This is a genomic window from Ferranicluibacter rubi, from assembly GCF_011603255.1.
Taxonomy (GTDB): Bacteria; Pseudomonadota; Alphaproteobacteria; order Rhizobiales; family Rhizobiaceae; genus Ferranicluibacter; species Ferranicluibacter rubi.
On record NZ_JAANCM010000022.1, the window covers coordinates 20,968 to 39,485 of the forward strand.

Below are 18,518 nucleotides of genomic sequence, written 5' to 3' on the forward strand. Positions count from 1 at the left end.
TTTAAGGCTGGCAGACGATCCTTGCGATCTCGGTTGCGAGTTGATCCTGCGAATATGGCTTGCCGAGCCTCGGAATGTTCAGCTCGGTACCGGCCGGCAGCTCGGCATAGCCGGTTGCGATCAGGATCTTCAGCTCGGGCCGCATGGCAAGTGCCTGGCGGGCAAGTTCTGCACCGTTCATGCCCGGCATCGAGAAGTCCGTGATCATCAGATCGAAGGCATCCCCGCTTTCCAAAACGCCCAAGGCTTGGCGTCCGGAATTGGCCTCCACGACGCTGTGACCGAGATCTTCCAGCATATCCACCGTGCTCATCGCGATCAGAGCGTCGTCATCGACCATGAGAATACGAAGGGCTTCCGATCTCTCTGACTTTTCCACCGGTGGAACCTCCTGCGGCAGCGCCTTTTCGCTAGGATCGCTTGCGCGCGCGACCGGCAGGCGCAGCACGGCCGTTGTCCCTTCTCCGGGGCGGCTCGATAGCTGCAGCGCCCCTTTCAGCTGAATGGCAAGCCCGTGGATCATGGACAGTCCAAGACCGGTGCCCTTGCCCAGCTCCTTGGTCGAAAAGAAGGGGTCGATCGCCTTCCGGAGTGTGTCCGGGTTCATCCCCACGCCCGTATCGGTAACGGACAGCGTAAGATAACGACCCGCCGAAAGAACGTCCGTGGCTGTCGGGCGATCCTCCACATCGAGGCGAATGGTGATCGTTCCGCCGTCCGGCATCGCGTCGCGCGCGTTGACGACGAGGTTGAGGAGGGCAAGTTCCAGCTGGTTGCCGTCCGCTTCGGCCGGCGGCAGATCCTCCGCGATCTCGCTCTGCAGGGTGATGGCGGAGCCGACCGAGCGGCGCAGCAGGTCTTCCATTTCGCTCACCAGCTTACGCAGATCGACAGGTCCGACCTGGAGATCCTGCCGGCGGGCAAAGGCAAGCAGGCGCTGGGTCAGCGAGGCGCCGCGGCGCGCGCCCTGAACGGCGCCGTCGATCAGCCGCACCGCCTTGGCATCGCCATCGACATGTTTGCGGAGGAGCTCAAGATTACCGAGCACGGCCATCAGCAGGTTGTTGAAATCATGCGCGACACCGCCCGTCAGCTGCCCAATGGCTTCCATTTTCAGGGCCTGGCGCAGCTGCTCCTCCGCTTTCTCGCGTTGGGCCACCTCGCTCATGACGACGGCGTGGGCTTCCTCAAGCTCCGCCGTCCGCTTCGTCACACGCTCTTCCAGCGTTTCGTTGATCTGCCGCTGCTGATCCTCCACTCGTCGGCGCTCGGTGATATTGGCGGAAACGCCGACGAGCTTTGCGGGGCGTCCGCTCCGGTCCCTATAAACCTGCGCCCGGATCTCGGCCCAGTGCAGCGAGCCATCCGGCCAGATGACCTTGTACTCGATCGAATAGTCCTGCCCCGTCTCGACGGTCTTGCCGACGGCCGCAATCATCCGCTCCCGGTCCTCCGGGTGGATGCTGGCGATCAGCTCCTCATAGCTCAGCGTTTCCGAGGCACTCCGCCCGAACGTGGATCGGCACATGACCGAGGTTGTGAGCGTTTGCGTTGCAAGGTCGAGCTCCCATGCGCCCAGCCGTCCCGCCTCGAGCGCCGTTGCCAGCCGCCTTTCGCCATCGTCCAGCGCCTGCATGCGCAGCCGCGCCTCGAACTGGCGGCGTCGTCCGCGCATCGCCGTGCGCGCGACGCTGATGAAGGTCGTTGCATGGAAGGGCCGCTCGATGAAACTGACGTTTCCAAGCACCTCAGACAGTCGAGCCGCCGCAGGATTGCGCTCAGGTCCGCCGCCGCGTTGTGTCAGCACGATGAACGGCAGGTCCGACCAGCTCGGCTGCGCCGAAATCCAGCCAGAGAGCGGTTTCAGATCGGCGGAGCGGAGTGTCTCTTCGGTGATGACGCCGAAAGCCACGTCGTCGCTTAGCCCCTCAACGAATTGGCCCATGGTCTCCGCAGGCTTGGATGCCATCCCGGCTTCGGCAAGCAGGGATGCGGCAATCTGAGCATCGCGCCCGGCCGGCGCCAGAACGAGAACGGTCGCAGCGCGATCAGAAATTGTCGCCACTCCCATCGGCAAGCGGCATCATCGTCTGGCCGCCGCTGGTCAGCACCGGTACGCCGCGAAGCACGCCCTGGAAGCCGGAAAGCGGCTCGCCGAGGCGGAGGCCGTCGGAGCCGATGCGGTATTCGCGGATCGTATCCTCATGCTGCCCGGTTCGTTTCTTGATGACGGAGACGGCTCGTCGCACGGTTCCCACCGCCTCGAAATAGCGCAGCAGAATGACCGTGTCGGCGAGATAGGTGACATCGACGGGTGACTTCATATCGCCGACCAGCCCGTGCTGGGCAACTGTCAGGAAGGTGTTGGCACCCTGGCGGTTGATGTATTGCAGCAGCTCGTGGATATGGAGGATCAGCGCGTTTTCCTCAGGCATGGCGGCCTGGTAGCCGTTTATGCTATCGATCAGAACCGTCTTCGCGTTGAAGCGGGTGACACTCTCGCGGACACGCTGTGCGAACTCCCCGGGAGACAGTTCGGCCGCATCCAGTTGCTCGATATACAGGCTCCCGGCGTCGCGCATGGCTTCCAAGTCCAGTCCCATGCTGCGGGTACGGGAGAAGAGGAGGCCCAGTTCCTCGTCGAAAACGAAGATGGCGGCAGTTTCGCCCCGCTTGATGGCAGCATCGACGAACTGAATCCCGAACAAGCTTTTTCCCGTGCCGGCGGGTCCGATCAGGAGCGTACTCGATCCGCGCGAGATGCCGCCCCCGAGAAGGCCATCGAGCGCGGGAATACCGCTGCTCAGCACCGTCCGTTCGAAGTCCGTGCGATGCTCGGTGGCGCGCAGGCGTGGAAAGACCACGACGCCCCCTGTCTCGATGATGTAGTCGTGATACCCGCCGCGATAGGCCTTGCCGCGATACTTGATGACGCGCATGCGGCGGCGCTCTGCACCGTAGTTCGGAGCAAGTTCCTCAAGATGGATGACACCGTGGACGACGCTATGGACGGTCTTGTCGAGCGTGTCGGCGGTCAGATCGTCAAGGAGAAGAACGGTCGCGCCGGATTTCGAGAAATAGTGCTTCAGCGCAAGGATCTGACGCCTATAGCGCAGCGAACTCTGCGCGAGCAGGCGGATTTCCGACAGGCTGTCGATGACGACGCGGCTCGGGCGCACGCGCTCGAATGCCTCGAAGATCAGCTTGGTGGTTTCGCCCAGTTCAAGGTCGGACGAATAGAGCAGGCTCTGCTGCTGATCGGAATCCAGCAGACTTTCCGGCGGCACCAGCTCGAAGATGGTGATGTCCTCGCCGAGCTCCATTCCGTGCGACGCGGCGCTGTTGCGCAGTTCGTCTTCCGTTTCGGAAAGGGTGATGTAGAGGCAACGTTCGCCATGCGCTGCACCCTCCAGCAGAAATTGCAAGGATATGGTCGTTTTGCCGGTGCCGGGGGACCCTTCCAGCAGAAAGACGTGGCGGCGGGACAATCCACCGGCAAGCACGTCGTCGAGGCCTTTCACGCCGATCAGGGCCATCGAACCCAAGTCTATGGTCATCGTCTTTTCCATCCCTCGACGGCGCACGCACCGACGTCTATTTTATCTGCGGCGCCCTGAGAACGAAAATCCGGCTCTGCTCTGTTTTCGACTGAAATCGCTGCGTTCGTTGTCTGCAAATTTATCTCTTACGTTTTGAAACGTCTAATCCTATTCGTGGGACGATGCGGTCAATTCAGCGTTAATACCGCTCCGGACGATGCTCTGTTGTCGCCATCACTTCATCAGCGCATCAATATCCCGTCATTTCGAGATATCCACGTCCGGCATGGCTTCCGCCAAAGGTGATCGGACCCTCCCAATAGGGGGTGCGGGTCGCCATCCACGCATGCGGGTTGATGGCCGTCGTGGTGATGTCGAGACCGCGGGCGGGAAGGGTCAGGTGCCAGCCGACGGGCACCGTTCGTCCGGCGACCTCTGCTGTACTCACCGGCGATACGGAGAGAGCGCCGGGCGGAAGCGGGGAGGGGGTGCCGTCGGCCGCAATCCAGGTGGCCGAGGTGTAGCCGGCTCCGCTGTCGCGCAGGCGAAAGCCCATCAGCTTCTCGCCGCTGTCGAGATGCAGGGAAAACCAGTCCCAGCCGGTCTGGTCGGCAGCGAGTGGCTGCGAGGACCATTCGCGATCGAGCCAGGCCTGTCCGGTGACTGCGACATCGCCGCCGGGGAGGGAGAGCGTGCCACGCACGTCATAAAACGGTTGGGAGTAATAATAGCTCGCCTGCCCGGCCGCCGACTTGACCGAGTAGCCCTCCTGCCCCTGACGGACGATCGGGCCCTCCGCCGTGAGGTTGAGCGCGTAGCTGAAATCCTGTCCCGCAGCCTTCAGCGTCACATCCGCCACTGCATCGCGTCCGGCCACCGGAGCCGCCGCCTGCATCCGCCAGTCGTCGATCCAGGCATCGAATGGTTCCGCCGTCACGCCGGCCTGCCCGATGCCACCGCGGGCAAGGCGCTCGGACACGAAATGCCGCTCCGGCGTCGTCACCGCCGCATGTCCCATCCAGATCTGCGGGCTGCTCCAGCCCTCGCGCTCACCCGGCTGCAGGGCCGAGCGGAAGAGGGTCCACTGCACGCCATAGGCCTTGCCGTCGGCGCCGGTCAGATTGGCGGTGATGTACCACCACTCGATGCGGAAGTCGGGATGTGCGCCATGGTCGCTTGGGAAGGCGAAGGCTTTGCCGGGCTGTGGCACGGCAAAGCCTTCCGCCGTCGTGCCGAGCCCTGCGAATCCCTGAGCCACTGCGGCGATCGGCGGGCAAAGGCCGAGCAGAAGAGCCATCAGGAACGAAATGACGGTTCGAGCGGTCATGGGCCTACCGTTCATTGGCAAAGACTTTCAGAAGGTCCGAAGGCGAGATCGCTGCAAGCTGGCGCAGGGGGATGAAGGCCGAAAGCAGGCTTGCGGCGAGCGCGAGTGCTGCGAGACGCACCCAGTCGGCGGGAAAGATGTGCATCGGAAGCTGCCAGCCGAAAGCCTCGACGTTGACGACGGACAGCAGCACCCAGGCCAGCCCGAGCCCGACGGGAAGGGCCGCCAGAAGCGTGATCGCGGCGAGGACAAGGGTCCGGGCAAGCTCCAGAAGGATGAGCTGCCGGCGCGTCAGACCCATGGCCCAGATTGGCGCGAGCTGCGGCAGGCGCATGGTCGAGAGCGTCATGAGGCTCGCAAACATGGCGAGGCCGGCGACGCCGAGGGTGAGGATGTTGAGCGCGGCGGTGACCGAAAAGGTCTGTTCGAAGATGTCGAGCGAGCGCCGTTTGAGGCTCGCCTGATCGACGAGGTTTTCCGGCGGTAGGTCGAACCGCTCGCGCAGCGCCTCAGAAAGCGCCCCGACATTGTCGGACGGCAGGCGCAGACCGTAGCGCAGGCGCGCAACATCCGGGTAGTGCGTCGTCAGCGCATCGATACCGATCATCACCTGGGGGAGGGGGTTGCCATAGTCAGAGTAGACGCCGGTAACCGTCGTCGTCCAGCCGCCGGGAAGCATCAGGCTGTCGCCGATCACCAAGCCATCGCGGCGCGACAATTGCTCGTTGATCAGCGCACCCGTCCCCGTCGCCACGCGATCCCACGTGTCCGGTGCGCGTGCGAGAAGGGGCCAGTTGCCGCGGTAGGTCGGATCGTCGGCAACGCCGAAGATCTCTGCAGGCGCGCCGCGCACCTCGCCGGAAACGCTCCAGATCGGCAGGGCCGCATCCACCCGGCCGGTGAGCCAAGTGCGCAGATCCGCTGCCTGGGCCTCGTCGCGCGCGGTCACGTAGAGTTCTGCGGCCAGCCTCTGGTCGAGCCAGCCGGTAAAAGTCAGCCGGAAGCTCGAAACCATGGTTCCCACGCCGATATTGGCGGAGAGCGCGAGGAGCAGCGCCATCAGGGCGAGCGACAGGCCCGGAAGTTGCTGGCGCGTATCTGCCCAGAACCATTCGGCAATCGGCCGCCTGGTCAGGCGCTGCATGAGGGCGAGGAACAGGGCAAGGAGCACCGGCAGCAGCAGTGCGGCACCGAGAAGCAAGCCGCCGAGTACCGAGAAGCCGACGACGAGCCCGGAGCCGAAAACTGCAAGAGCGATTGTCGCCACAAACAGCCCAATGGCCGCTGCCGCCTGCAGGCGAAGCCCGGACTCCGAGGCGCGAGCCCAGGCCCGCGGCTGAGCCGGTGCCAGAAGCGGCATGCGCCAGACCCGCCAGAGGCTCTGTGCTGCCGCAGCCAGCGTTCCGAAAAGTGCGATCGCGAGCCCGGACGCCCACCATTGCGGCCGCAGCGTAAGGGTGCCGGGAACGCTGGCGCCGTAGAGCCCTTGCAAGGTTGCGGCGACACCGGGCAGAAGGACCGACCCCACGAGATAGCCGAGCAGAACGCCTGCGATACCGGCGATGATCGAGAACCCGACCAGTTCTGCAAGAAGCAGGCCGGTCAGCGTCGTTGCCGGCAGGCCGAGCGAGCGGAGCGTGCGAAAGGTCGCACGACGCTGCTCGAAGGCGAGGCCGATGGCGGAATAGACGATAAAGAGGCCGACGGCGAAGGCGAGGAATCCGAAGGCGGTGAGGTTGAGGTGAAAGCTGTCGGTCAGGCGCGCAAGATCGCCCTGCGCGTCCGGCGCCTTGGCGACCAGGCCCGGAGCGATCTGCTCGACCGGGGGCAGGCCCTGCCGCTGTCCGCGCGCTACGATCAGCTGGCTGATCTCACCCGGCTTGCCGAGAAGCTGCTGCGCGGTGCCGATATCGGTCATGCCGATGCCGGCAAGGAGCGACGCGGAGACCTTGAGCGGTGGCAGGGATTGTCCGGAAAGTCTCTCCGCCGTTTCCGCGGAAACATAGAGAAGGCCGGGTGGCGTGAGGAAGGCGAGGAGATCGTTTGTTGCACCGATATCTCCCGCCATCCCCTCGGCCGGCATGGTCAAAGGATCGATGCCGATGAGGTGCAGGCGTGTCGGCCCGAGACGGAGTGTTCCCTCGATCACAGGGGAGACAAGCCAGCCGGCGCGGCGAAGTGCGATGAACTCGGATTGCGCGATGGGCGCCCCGGTGCCGCTGACGATCCGGTCAAGACGGTCCTGCCCGAGCGTTGCGGCGGCGCGATCATAGCTTGCGCGCGCTTCCGCGTTGATGGCTTGCACGCCGGACCAGAGGGCGGTCGCCAGCGACAGGCCGAGGAGCAGCATGACCAGCTGAAGGGGCCGTCGGCGCCAGTGCGACAGGAGCGCGCTCATCGCCGTGCGGCGCATCATGCGGGCCGTTCCACTGACTGGTCGATGCGGCCTGAGCGCAGATGGATGCGACGATCGAGTTGTCCTGCGAGGCGATGGGAGTGTGTGACCATCAGCAGCGACGATCCGGTTTCCGCGACGAGCGACAGCATCAGCGCCATCACAGCGTCCCCCGTGGCTTCGTCCAGATTTCCGGTCGGCTCGTCCGCCAGCACCAGTTTCGGCCGCGCGGCCAGCGTCCGCCCGATGGCGACGCGCTGCTGCTGGCCGCCGGACAGTTGCTCGGGATACCGGGCCAACAGTTGTTCAAGCCCGAGCCTTGCGGTCAACGCCTGCTGCCAAGCCGCATCGAAACGCCCGGCGAGGCGCGCGTGAAAGGCCAGGTTCGCTGCAACGGTCAGCGAGGGAATAAGGTTGAACTGCTGAAAGACCATCCCCACCGTCGATCGGCGGAGGGCAGCACGCCCTTTGTCGTCGAGCCCGCCGATCTCCTGCCCATCGACGATGATTCGGCCATGGTCGGGATGATCGAGCCCGGCGACCAGATGGAGGAGCGTGCTTTTGCCGCTGCCGGATTCACCGGTCAGCGCCACGCTCTGACCGGAATCGAGCGAGAGGTCGATGCCCTGCAAGACGGTAAGCGGTCCTTCCGCCGTCCGGTAGCTCTTCGACACATCTTCTAGGACGACGAGCATGAATGTCCGATCAAGGGGCTTGGCACGGTTCTGTTCATGCGAGGCTCGTTCTGTCTCTGGCGGTCCGCCGGGCCGTGATCCGCGCGGTCATGATAACGAGCAGTCCGGCGGCGGTCAGGCATGCCGCGAGGAAGAACATCGGCGCGATGGTGCTGCCGGTCGCGTCCTTGATCCACGGGACGACGTTCTGCGCGATGAACCCGCCAAGGTTGCCGACCGAATTGATCGCAGCAAGCCCTGCGGCAGCGCCAGCACCCTTCAGGAAGCGGGACGGCAGGCTCCAGAAGACCGGCTGGCCGGAGAAGATGCCGGCGGCGGCGATGCAGAGGAAAGTAAACTGCAGCGTGTGATTGGGAACGACGGCGGAGAGGACGAGGCAGGCCGCGCCGACGAAGGCGGGAATGACGATGTAGGGCGTCTTGGAAGAGGCCTTGTCGGCCATTGCCGGCACCGCCCAGAGCGAGATGGCGACGAGCAGCCATGGGATGATGTTGATGAAGCCGTTGACCGTGTTGCTGACGCCGAACTCCCGCACGATGGTCGGCAGCCAGTAGCTGAGGCCGTAGGCTGCGAGCGGAAAACCGATGTAGCAGAGCGCCATCAGCAGCACCTGAGGATTGATCAGCGCCTTAAAGCCGTTACCGGCGTGGTCGTCGATCCCGGCATTCTCTGCCGCCAGCGTATCGCGCAGCCACGCCTTTTCCTCGACAGAAAGGAAGTTCGCCTTCTCCGGGCGGTCGACGAGGTAGAACAGCGTGACGATGCCGGCGATGATGGCGGGGATGCCGGTCGCGATGAAGACCCATTCCCAGCCGGCATAGCCAAGCATGCCGTCGAGATCGAGCAGGATGCCGCCGAGCGGCGCGCCGATGGCATTGGCGATGGCGCTGAAGATCATGAACAGGCCGACCATGCGGGCGCGGTAGGACGACGGAAACCAGAGCGTCAACAGGTAGAGCACGCCCGGGAAGAAGCCGGCCTCGCAGACGCCGAGCAGAAACCGCAGGATGTAGAACATCGTTGGGCTGGACGTGTAGGCGAGCGCCACCGTGACCATGCCCCAGGTGACGAGGATGCGGGTGAACCACTTTCGCGCGCCGAATCGCTCTAGGAACAGGTTGCTCGGGACCTCGAACAGGAAGTAGCCGATGAAGAACAGGGAGGCGCCGAGGCCGTAGGCATATTCGCTCATGCCGAGCGCGCCGACCATGTCGAGCTTGGCATAGCTGACGTTCTGACGGTCGATATAGGCGATCAGGTACAGGATGCCGAGAAACGGCATCAGTCTCCAGGTGATTTTCGAGATCACGGTCTTTTCCACGATCAGTCCTCCCTCGTCGTCATGTCTGGCGTTCTCCGGCTTTCGCGGATGCGTATCCCGTACCAACTAGAAGCGGCCGCAATCTTGTCCATGTCGCCACCGGTTTTCGCAGGTGCCGTGCCTCGACGGCGATCCTCGCAGACACTGATTTTTAATATTGACACAAATACTCATGTTTAATAGCTGTCGTCCGGGGGCAGGCATTCGTCTGTCAGTTCATTGTGTCGGCCACGTCATGTCATCTCCGCGGGACCCCTGCGGCGAAAGGCTTTCGTGTGTCCGCTGAAAGGAAACAACATGGTATCCCGGGGCTCGCGGTCCGTACTCCTTGCCTGCTCATCCCTTATGGTCGTCGGGGCGTTTGCACCCATGACGTTGCCTGCCTTCGCGCAGGATACGCCGCCGGCGCAGGGCACCGCATCGACCCAGGAGCAGACGGCGCTGCCGACGATCATCGTCAAGGGCAAGCGCGTGCGGCAGGGGGCTCCGGAGGATACGCCGCTCGCCACCCGTACCACCGCAGAACAGATCGCCGAGAAAGACATCGACGATCTTGACGATCTTGGCGATACGACCGAGCCGGGCGTCAGCTTCGTCTCCGCCACGAAGAGCGTCAACATCCGCGGCCTGGAAGCCGACCGCGTCCTGACGACGATCGACGGCATTCCGGTGCCTTATCTGTCGGACGGCGTGCGCGGCTCCCAGGGCGGCGTCGACACCTATGATTTCGCATCGCTCGGCACGGTCGATATTCTGCGGGGCGCGGATTCCAGCCGTGCGGGTTCGGGCGCTCTCGGCGGTGCCGTTATCCTGCGCACGCTGGAGCCGGAAGACCTGATTGCGGACGGTGCGACGGTCGGTGGCGTCGCCAAGCTCGGCTATGACGGCTCAGACCGCTCGCTGACTGGGGCCGCAGCGGTCGCCAAGCGCTTCGACAACACCTCCGTGCTCTTCCAGAGCTCCTACAAATACGGACATGAAGACGAGACGGGCGGGGATGTCGGTGGTTACGGTGCAACGCGCACGGAAGCCGAGCCGATGGATCTCAACCGTCGCAATATCCTCTTCAAGGTGCGCCAGTCGCTCGAAGGTGGACACACGATCGGCATGACCGCCGAGCATTACGGCCAGAACACGACCACGGACCTGCGCGCGACGCAGGGTTCGACATACCAGGCCGATGACTACGACCGGGATTCCGACAAGAAGCGCGATCGCCTGTCGCTCGATTATTTCTTCGACGCGACGAGCGGCGACAGCTGGATCGACAGCGCCTTTGCGACCGTCTATTTCCAGAGGGCGGAGCGCGTCGAAGGCACGCATGGCATCCGCCTGACCCCGCCGCGGGGCTACTACATGCGTTCCAGCGATAACGAAGCACGCTCCTATGGCGCAAGCGGCTATGCCAATTCCAGCTTCGATACCGGCCTGCTCAATCATCAGGTCACCTTCGGCGGCAATATCGACTTCACCCAGACGAGCCAGTATCAGAAGGGTGACGACAGTTGCGACGTCCTGTTCGTGCCGACCTGCGTCAACTACCACAACAACCGCTCCGACATGCCGGATACCGACAGCCTGATGGTCGGCCTCTTTGCGGAAGACAAGATCGGGCTCGGCAATAGCGGCGTCTCCCTGACCCCCGGCCTGCGCCTCGACTGGTACCGCCACGATCCTCAGGAAACCTCGACCTACACCAGCATCGGCAACAGCCCGGATCTTCCCGAGGGCCAGAGCGATTTCCGGCTCTCTCCGAAGCTCCGAGCCGCCTGGCAGGTCCATTCGGATGTCGAACTGTTCGCGCAGGTCACCACCGGTTTCAAGGCGCCGAACGTCTCGCAACTCTACAGCAACTATGACAATGCGCCGCTTTACCGGCAGATCGGCAATCCGGATCTCGACCCTGAAACGAGCTACGGCTTCGAAGCGGGTGCAAACTTCGGCGACGAGGATTTCGGCGGGCGGATTGCGGCCTATACCACGCGCTACAAGAATTTCATCGATTTCGAAACGACGCCCGAGGCAGGCTATCGCGTCGGGAGCATCGAATACTTTAACCGCGACCGCGTCCGGATTTCCGGCATCGAGGCCCGCGCGCAGAAGACCTTCTCGTCCGGTATCGACCTCCATGGCTCGCTGGCCTATGCCCGTGGCACCGATCTCGACACGGATGAACTGCTCGCATCCGTTGCACCGCTAAAGGCGATCGTCGGCGTCGGCTACAACACCGAGTTCTGGGGAACGGATCTCAGCCTCGTCACCGCGGCTGCCGTGGACGACGATTCCATCGCCTCGACCCGCCCCGGCGGCTACGGCATCGTCAACCTCACAGGCTGGTGGGAGCCGGAACAGACCAAGGGCCTGCGCATCCAGGGCGGCATCTACAATCTGTTCGACAAGACCTATTTCGACGCTCTCGAGGTCAAGAATATCGTCAACGCCTCCGAGCTCTATACGGAAGCCGGGCGCTACTTCAAGATTTCCTTAACGCAGAAGTTCTGAGCCTAAGGTTCGCTTACATTCTCTCCGGCGTGCCTGCGATGACACAAGGGAGAGGGACATGCGGACAAGCCCACCAGCTTGCCCGCATGTCGCTTTCAGCCTGTGACGTACTTGCTTTAGACCTCTGGCGCCATGCATGACGGTCTCGTAAAACCGCTGCAGACTTTCGGGCGACATGCGGTAGAAGGCTGCATCGGCGTTCTGCCGATGCAGCCACACGCATATCAAGAGCCACGGCATGAATGATCTTCTCAGGCGGTTTGCCGCCTACTACCGCCCGCACCGCCGCCTGTTCCTGCTGGATTTCTCCTGCGCGATCACGGCCGGCCTGCTCGAACTGGTCTTTCCCCTTGCCGTCAAACTCTTCATCGACCGGCTGCTGCCGACCAACCAGTTCGGCCTGATCGGTCTCGCCGGCCTCGGCTTGCTCATCATCTATGTCGTCAATGCCGGCCTTCAGGTCGTGGTGACCTATTGGGGGCATATGCTCGGCATTCGCATCGAGACGGAGATGCGGCGCAAGGCGTTCGACCATCTGCAGAAGCTGTCCTTCGGCTATTTCGACAACCAGAAGACCGGCCATCTCGTCGCGCGGCTGACGAAGGATCTCGATGAGATCGGCGAGGTCGCGCATCACGGCCCCGAGGACGTCTTCATCGCGGTCATGACGCTCGTCGGCGCCTTCATCCTGATGATGTTCGTGCATGTGCCGCTTGCTTTGATCACCGCGCTCATCGTGCCGCTCGCCGCTTTCGTCACCACGCGCTATGGAACGCGGATGACGGTCAACTCGCATGCGCTCTACGGCAAGGTTGCCGAATTCAACGCGCGCATCGAGGAGAATGTCGGCGGCATCCGCGTCGTCCAGGCCTTCGCCAACGAGGATCATGAGCGCGCGCTGTTCGCGCAGAACAATGCCGGTTACCAGCGCACCAAGCTCGAAGCCTACAAGTTCATGGCCGCATCGACCTCGCTCTCCTATCTCTCGATGCGCCTCGTGCAGGTGGCGGTGATGCTGGCTGGCGCCTGGTTCGTCGTGCGCGGTGAACTCACGGCCGGCGGCTTCGTCGGCTTCCTGCTCCTCGTCGGCGTGTTCTTCCGGCCGATCGACAAGATCAACTCCGTCATAGAGACCTATCCGAAGGGCATTGCCGGCTTCCAGCGCTACCAGCAGTTCCTGCAGACCGAACCTGACATCGCCGATCGCGCCGATGCGGTGCCGGTCGATCGTCTGAGGGGCGATATCGTCTATCGCGGTGCCGGCTTCGGCTACCAGGGGGGCCGTCCGATCCTGCGCGATCTCGACCTCTCGGTGCGCGCAGGCGAGACCGTGGCCTTCGTCGGGCCGTCAGGCGCGGGCAAAACCACCATCTGCTCGCTGCTTCCGCGGTTCTACGACGTCACCGAGGGGACGATCACCATCGACGGCATCGACATTCGCGACATGACGCTGCGATCGCTGCGCTCCAACATAGGTATCGTCCAGCAGGACGTCTTCCTCTTTGCCGGAACGATCCGTGAGAATATCGCCTATGGGCGCCTCTGGGCCTCCGAGACGGACATCCTCGCGGCCGCCCGGCGCGCGCGTCTCGACGCGGTCATCGCGGCGTTGCCGGAGGGGTTGGATACGGTCATCGGCGAACGCGGTGTCAAGTTGTCCGGCGGGCAGAAGCAGCGGCTCGCGATCGCGCGCATCTTCCTCAAGAACCCGCCGATCCTCATTCTCGACGAAGCGACGTCGGCGCTTGATACGGAAACCGAGCGCGCCATCCAGCAGTCCCTCAGCGAGCTTGCGGAAGGGCGCACGACCCTCGTGATCGCTCATCGGCTGGCGACGATCGCCAATGCCGACCGGATCATGGTGGTGGAGGATGGACGGATTGCCGAACAGGGCACGCATGCCGACCTGCTTGCGATGCCCGACAGTCGCTACCGCCGTCTTCAGGCGCCGTCTGCCGAGGGCGCCTGAGAATCAGCATCGTAATCAGTCGTCAGCCTCGTCCTACGCCAGATACCGATTAAACCAGGCGATCGTCCGGTCCCAGGCAAGCTTGGCCGCAGCCTCGTCATAGCGCGGCGTCGAGTCGTTGTGGAAGCCGTGGTTGGCGCCGGGATAGATGTGGGCCTCATAGGTCGTGCCTGCCGCTTTCAGGGCAGCCTCGTAGGCCGGCCAGCCCTCATTGACCCCTTTGTCCAGCTCGCCATAGTGCAGGAGCAACGGCGCCTTGATGCGCGGTACGTCCTCGGCCTTCGGCTGGCGGCCATAGAAGGGCACGGCGGCGGCCAGTTCCGGATAGGCAACGGCTGTCGCATTGGAAACACCACCGCCATAGCAGAAACCGGTTATGCCGACTTTCCCGGTCGCAGCGTCGTGCGCCATCATGAACTCGACGGCGGCAAAGAAATCGTTCATCAGCTTCGTCGGATCGACGCTCTTCTGCAGTTCGCGCCCTTTCTCGTCATTACCCGGATAGCCGCCGACGGAGCTGAGACCATCGGGTGCCAAGGCGATGAAGCCGGCCTTCGCCACACGGCGGGCGACGTCTTCGATGTAAGGGTTGAGGCCGCGGTTTTCATGCACGACCACGACGGCCGGAACCTCGCCCTGCGCTTTGACCGGCCGCACGAGATAGCCGCGAACCTCTCCATGCCCCTTGGGGGAGGGGTAGGTAATATACTCTGCAACGATTTCGGGATCGGTAAAGGCAACCTGCTGCGCCAGTGCGTAGTCCGGGCTCATAGAGGAGAGGATGGCCGCAGCCGTCAGTCCGCCGATTGCAAACTTGCCCGCCCTGTCGAGAAACTCACGCTTGGAGATCTTTCCATGCGCATAATAATCGTAGAGTTCCAGCAGTTCCGGATCGAAATCCTTGGCCGTCAGACGCGTCATGGAAAAGTCTCCCTCTCATCCTGTTGCCGCCAAAGGTAGAGCGGAACGGGAAGAACGTCGCTTCACAAGTTCGGCAACGACGGGTTTAGCACTTAAGCTTGGGTCTTCGCCTTGTTGACGAAATGGGCGTTGCCAAGGCCGGTGCCGATGGTCAGCACGGCCCATTTGGATACGTCGTGCATGAAGGGGATCTGCGACAGCCCCTGAACGACGGCATCATTGTGCATCATCACGAAGGTCTCATGCCCGCCGATCTCGGGAATGGCCTTCTTGATCGCTGCCGGCAGATTGAAGATGTCACTTTCCCAATTGCCGCCTGGCAAATTCTGCCCGCCGCGCTCGATCGAGCCGTCCGCCTGAATGATGCCCGGGCAACCGATACCGATCAGCGGCGCTGGCGCCAGCTTCTCCTTCTCGGCGCGTGCGATCAGATCTTTCAGCATCGCGATCAGACGCTCGACGGCCACACTGCGGCTCGGACGATCATCCGAATGCCGCCAGATCTCCGACTGCCAGACAGCCGCCTCTTCCAGATAATGCTTGTCGTCGCTCTTTGCCTTGCCGAGGTCGACGACACCGGCGCGAATGTTCGTGCCGCCGATATCGACGGCGAAGATCGCCTTGTGCCCCTTCAGCATCCATGCCGGCATCAGGTGTACCGAACCGATCAGCCCGGCATCATCAGGGTGGTGAACGACCGGGACCAGATGGACGTGCACGTCGCGCTCGGCAAGCAGCATCTCCGTACGGGCAATGGCAAGTTCGCCGGAGCGGCTCTGACGAAAGCCGCCCCCGACCACGATCCGCTCGGTGCCGGCCCAATGCTTCTGCTTCAGGAAGCGCGTGACCACATTGGCGAATTCCTGTGAAAAGTCCTCGATCGCACTCCACACCAGCGCGGCCGCCTGCGCGTCCTTGCCCTTGAGCAGCGCATCGATATCGCGCTTGGGAAGATCGGCTGTGGCAACCTTGCCGATCGGGTCGATGCCGACCTCCCGCATCACCTTTCGCCAGCGATGCAGCTTCTCACGGAACTCGCCCTTCGTCGCCTTGTCGCCGATGAAGCCGTCCTTGTCGCGAATCTCGATGTTGTAATCGTCGATGATGAGGGCTGGTAAGTCGAGGGCTCCATTTGTCAGGGGGCCGGTGGCCTGATCCTGTGTCGCAGTCTTTGACGTAGCCATCAATCATCGATCCCTTCATTTGCAGGTGCGGTCGCAACGTATCGCTGCCGCGGATGTTCCCGCTAGGCTCCGCCCGCATCAACGAAACCCCTGAAATGGGATGGAAACAGCCGCTTTCGACCGTTTCGCAAGCCTTGGGCAAGGCCGTTCCTGTTAACCTTTCGTTAACCGTCATAGCGATACATATTGTAAACGAATCCTTAACCTAGATGAACAAAGTGCCAACAGACGCCCGCTCGATCCGTATCAAGGGCCGCTCCTTTCTCGCGGTCGTTCTCTCTCCGGACCTGCCGCTTGATGCGTGGCTGATTCGGCTGGACGACCTCGCTGCGCGCTCCGCCGGCTTCTTCTTCGGCCGCCCAGCCGTTCTGGACGTCGCCGACCTGAAGCTCGACCGGACCCAGCTGAAGGAACTGGTCGATGAACTGACCCGCCGCAATGTCAGCATCATGGGCATCGAAGGCGCGCGTCCCTCCGCGATCGCGCCCGGAATGCCCCCGGCGCTGAAGGGTGGGCGTCCGGCGTCCGACTTCGAGGTCACGACCAGCGATCCGGCCGAAGCCGGGACGACGGACGATATGGCGAGTGAGGCCGGTGAGGTCCGTGCGGAAGAACCCCGCCCGGCGCTCCAGTCGCTCGTCATCCGCGAACCGGTCAGGTCCGGGCAATCCGTCGTCTTTACGGAAGGCGACGTCACCGTCGTCGGTTCCGTGGCCTCGGGTGCCGAGATCATCGCGGGTGGGTCGATCCATATTTACGGCGCACTGCGCGGCCGCGCCATGGCGGGCGCCGTCGGCAACGCCAGCGCACGAATCTTCTGCCGGAAGCTCGAGGCCGAACTGGTCGCGATCGATGGCGTCTACAAAATGGCCGAAGACATGGCCCCTGGTCTCCGCGGACAACCCGTCCAGCTGTGGCTGGAGGACGATGCGATCATGGCAGAGAAACTCAAGTGAGCCGGATACGGCCAAAACAGGAGAGCAAGATGGGGAAAGTCATCGTCGTTACGTCAGGCAAGGGTGGGGTCGGCAAGACCACGTCCACGGCCGCCCTCGGTGCCGCCCTGGCTCAGAGGAATGAAAAGGTCGTCGTGGTCGATTTCGATGTCGGGCTGCGCAATCTCGATCTGGTGATGGGTGCGGAACGCCGCGTCGTCTACGATCTGATCAACGTCATTCAGGGCGATGCCAAGTTGCCGCAAGCGCTGATCCGCGACAAGCGGCTGGAAACGCTGTTCCTGTTGCCCGCGTCGCAGACGCGCGACAAGGACAACCTCACCGAAGAGGGTGTCGAGCGTGTCATCGGCGAACTGAAGCAGCACTTCGACTGGATTATCTGCGACAGCCCCGCCGGTATCGAGCGCGGCGCAACGCTGGCCATGCGCCATGCGGATGTCGCCGTCGTCGTCACCAATCCGGAAGTCTCGTCCGTCCGTGACAGCGATCGCATTATCGGCCTGCTCGATTCCAAGACGCTGAAGGCCGAAAACGGCGAGCGTATGGAAAAGCACCTGCTCCTCACCCGCTACGATCCGATCCGCGCCGAGCGTGGTGACATGCTGAAGGTGGAGGACGTGCTCGAAATCCTGTCCATCCCGCTGCTCGGCATCATCCCGGAAAGCATGGATGTGCTTCGCGCTTCCAACATCGGCGCACCGGTCACACTCGCAGACGTGCGTTGCCCGCCCGCGATGGCCTATTTCGACGCCGCCCGTCGTCTTGCAGGCGAAACCCTGCCGGTCACGATCCCCGGTGAAAAGCGCAGCCTGTTCGGCAAGATCTTCGCACGGAGGGCTGCATGAGCATTTTCCGCCTTTTCACCAAACAGAGGTCCGCGCCGATGGCGCGCGAGCGGCTGCAGGTTCTGCTTGCGCATGAACGCGGTGCCGCTGGCTCCGACCTCGTCGCCATCCTGCGCGAGGAAATCCTCGCTGTCATCGCCAAGCATGTGCAGATCGACAGCGACAAGGTCCATGTGAAGATGGACCGGGACGAACACATGTCGATCCTGGAGATCGACGTCGAGATCCCGCTGGACGCCACCAAACAGGCGGCCTGATACCAGCAAGGCTCCTCCATCGGCGCGGCCGCGACACGATCGCAGCCGCGCCGATTTCGCTTTTAGGCGCTACCCCGCGCAACGCCCATGACCGACGCCCGAGCCTGTGCTGCGGGCGTCGTTTTTGTTTGTGGAAACGGGCTGGAATGGCATCCGGTTGGAATTCCATAGATATTACAGGTACTTGTCACTTTTATGAAGTTTTTCGGACGGGTGCTGTTGACGAACCATCTGTCTCGGATCTATAAACCGCACACCAACGAGGGCGGCGGCGCTGCTGGCGACCAACGAACTCGCTCTGAAGTTTCTTGACTTTGTAGCGACTTGGCGGTCTTAGGCAGAACGGCTTGAGGCTCTTGTTTGGACGATTTTGCGGTGATTGTGGCTTCAAGCTTTGATCATTCAGCGATGTGATGGACCGGTAAGGTTTGTCTGTTTTTTGACAATTGAAGATGAGAAAGAGAAACGTGGGCGGCGGACGTTGCGCGGATCTGAGAGAGCTTTCGGGCTTTTGATGGTTCATGGAATAGACTTCGACGGTCACGTTTTTGGAATGGAAGTACAAGCGCTCTCGGCGCTGTTGGGTTTCGGCCTTTCGGTGTTTTGA

14 protein-coding genes are annotated in these 18,518 nt (G+C 62.8%); 5 read left to right on the forward strand and 9 right to left on the reverse strand.

The features are described from left to right. Position 1: 1 nt before the first annotated feature. The 6 genes from G8E10_RS24685 to G8E10_RS24710 form a co-directional block, all read right to left on the reverse strand. Positions 2-2,071: a hybrid sensor histidine kinase/response regulator gene (locus G8E10_RS24685; protein WP_110801497.1), complete on the reverse strand. Its 2,070-nt coding sequence runs from the start codon at positions 2,069-2,071 to the stop codon at positions 2-4. Then, complete coding sequence (locus tag G8E10_RS24690; protein WP_110801496.1) at positions 2,049-3,557, reverse strand: ATPase domain-containing protein; 1,509 nt, start codon at positions 3,555-3,557, stop codon at positions 2,049-2,051. The genes G8E10_RS24685 and G8E10_RS24690 overlap by 23 nt, the downstream gene beginning before the upstream one ends. Positions 3,558-3,789: 232 nt before the next feature. Then, positions 3,790-4,866 (reverse strand): lipocalin-like domain-containing protein, encoded by a 1,077-nt coding sequence (locus G8E10_RS24695; protein WP_110801495.1) that lies wholly within the window; start codon positions 4,864-4,866, stop codon positions 3,790-3,792. Between the two features lie 4 nt (positions 4,867-4,870). Continuing rightward, positions 4,871-7,279, reverse strand: a complete 2,409-nt coding sequence (locus G8E10_RS24700) for an ABC transporter permease (RefSeq protein WP_110801714.1) — start codon at positions 7,277-7,279, stop codon at positions 4,871-4,873. Continuing rightward, positions 7,279-7,956, reverse strand: a complete 678-nt coding sequence (locus G8E10_RS24705) for an ABC transporter ATP-binding protein (protein ID WP_110801494.1) — start codon at positions 7,954-7,956, stop codon at positions 7,279-7,281. The genes G8E10_RS24700 and G8E10_RS24705 overlap by 1 nt, the downstream gene beginning before the upstream one ends. A 34-nt stretch (positions 7,957-7,990) precedes the next feature. Continuing rightward, entirely contained in the window at positions 7,991-9,238 is a 1,248-nt protein-coding gene (locus G8E10_RS24710; RefSeq protein WP_422038645.1) for an MFS transporter, read from the reverse strand. A 408-nt stretch (positions 9,239-9,646) separates the two neighbouring features. Here G8E10_RS24710 and G8E10_RS24715 point away from each other — a divergent pair, with 408 nt between their 5' ends. Together G8E10_RS24715 and G8E10_RS24720 are read left to right on the forward strand one after the other, a co-directional pair. Continuing rightward, positions 9,647-11,779, forward strand: a complete 2,133-nt coding sequence (locus G8E10_RS24715) for a TonB-dependent hemoglobin/transferrin/lactoferrin family receptor (protein WP_343289882.1) — start codon at positions 9,647-9,649, stop codon at positions 11,777-11,779. 238 nt (positions 11,780-12,017) lie between these two features. Next, the gene (locus G8E10_RS24720; protein ID WP_110801492.1) at positions 12,018-13,748 is read left to right on the forward strand and encodes an ABC transporter ATP-binding protein; all 1,731 of its coding nucleotides are present in this window, start codon (positions 12,018-12,020) and stop codon (positions 13,746-13,748) included. Between the two features lie 33 nt (positions 13,749-13,781). On the opposite strand, the gene yghX is transcribed toward G8E10_RS24720, so the two are convergent. Then, the gene (yghX, locus tag G8E10_RS24725; RefSeq protein ID WP_110801491.1) at positions 13,782-14,669 is read right to left on the reverse strand and encodes a YghX family hydrolase; all 888 of its coding nucleotides are present in this window, start codon (positions 14,667-14,669) and stop codon (positions 13,782-13,784) included. A 92-nt stretch (positions 14,670-14,761) separates the two neighbouring features. Then, complete coding sequence (locus G8E10_RS24730) at positions 14,762-15,853, reverse strand: ROK family protein (protein ID WP_110801490.1); 1,092 nt, start codon at positions 15,851-15,853, stop codon at positions 14,762-14,764. Positions 15,854-16,062: 209 nt separating this feature from the next. Between G8E10_RS24730 and minC the strand changes: the two genes are divergently transcribed. Genes minC through minE form a run of 3 tightly spaced genes read left to right on the forward strand, consistent with a single transcriptional unit; the run spans position 16,063 to position 17,911 of the window. Continuing rightward, entirely contained in the window at positions 16,063-16,809 is a 747-nt protein-coding gene (gene minC / locus G8E10_RS24735; protein ID WP_110801489.1) for a septum site-determining protein MinC, read from the forward strand. A gap of 29 nt (positions 16,810-16,838) precedes the next feature. After that, the gene (minD, locus tag G8E10_RS24740) at positions 16,839-17,654 is read left to right on the forward strand and encodes a septum site-determining protein MinD (RefSeq protein WP_110729294.1); all 816 of its coding nucleotides are present in this window, start codon (positions 16,839-16,841) and stop codon (positions 17,652-17,654) included. Then, positions 17,651-17,911 carry a cell division topological specificity factor MinE gene (gene minE / locus G8E10_RS24745; protein WP_092937262.1) on the forward strand — a complete coding sequence of 87 codons (261 nt, stop codon included), beginning with the start codon at positions 17,651-17,653 and terminating at the stop codon, positions 17,909-17,911. Before minD ends, minE begins: the two co-directional genes overlap by 4 nt. A gap of 193 nt (positions 17,912-18,104) precedes the next feature. On the opposite strand, the gene G8E10_RS26190 is transcribed toward minE, so the two are convergent. Continuing rightward, positions 18,105-18,518, reverse strand: a 414-nt coding sequence (locus G8E10_RS26190; protein WP_281517803.1) for a hypothetical protein, incomplete at its 5' end; no start/stop codon positions are given.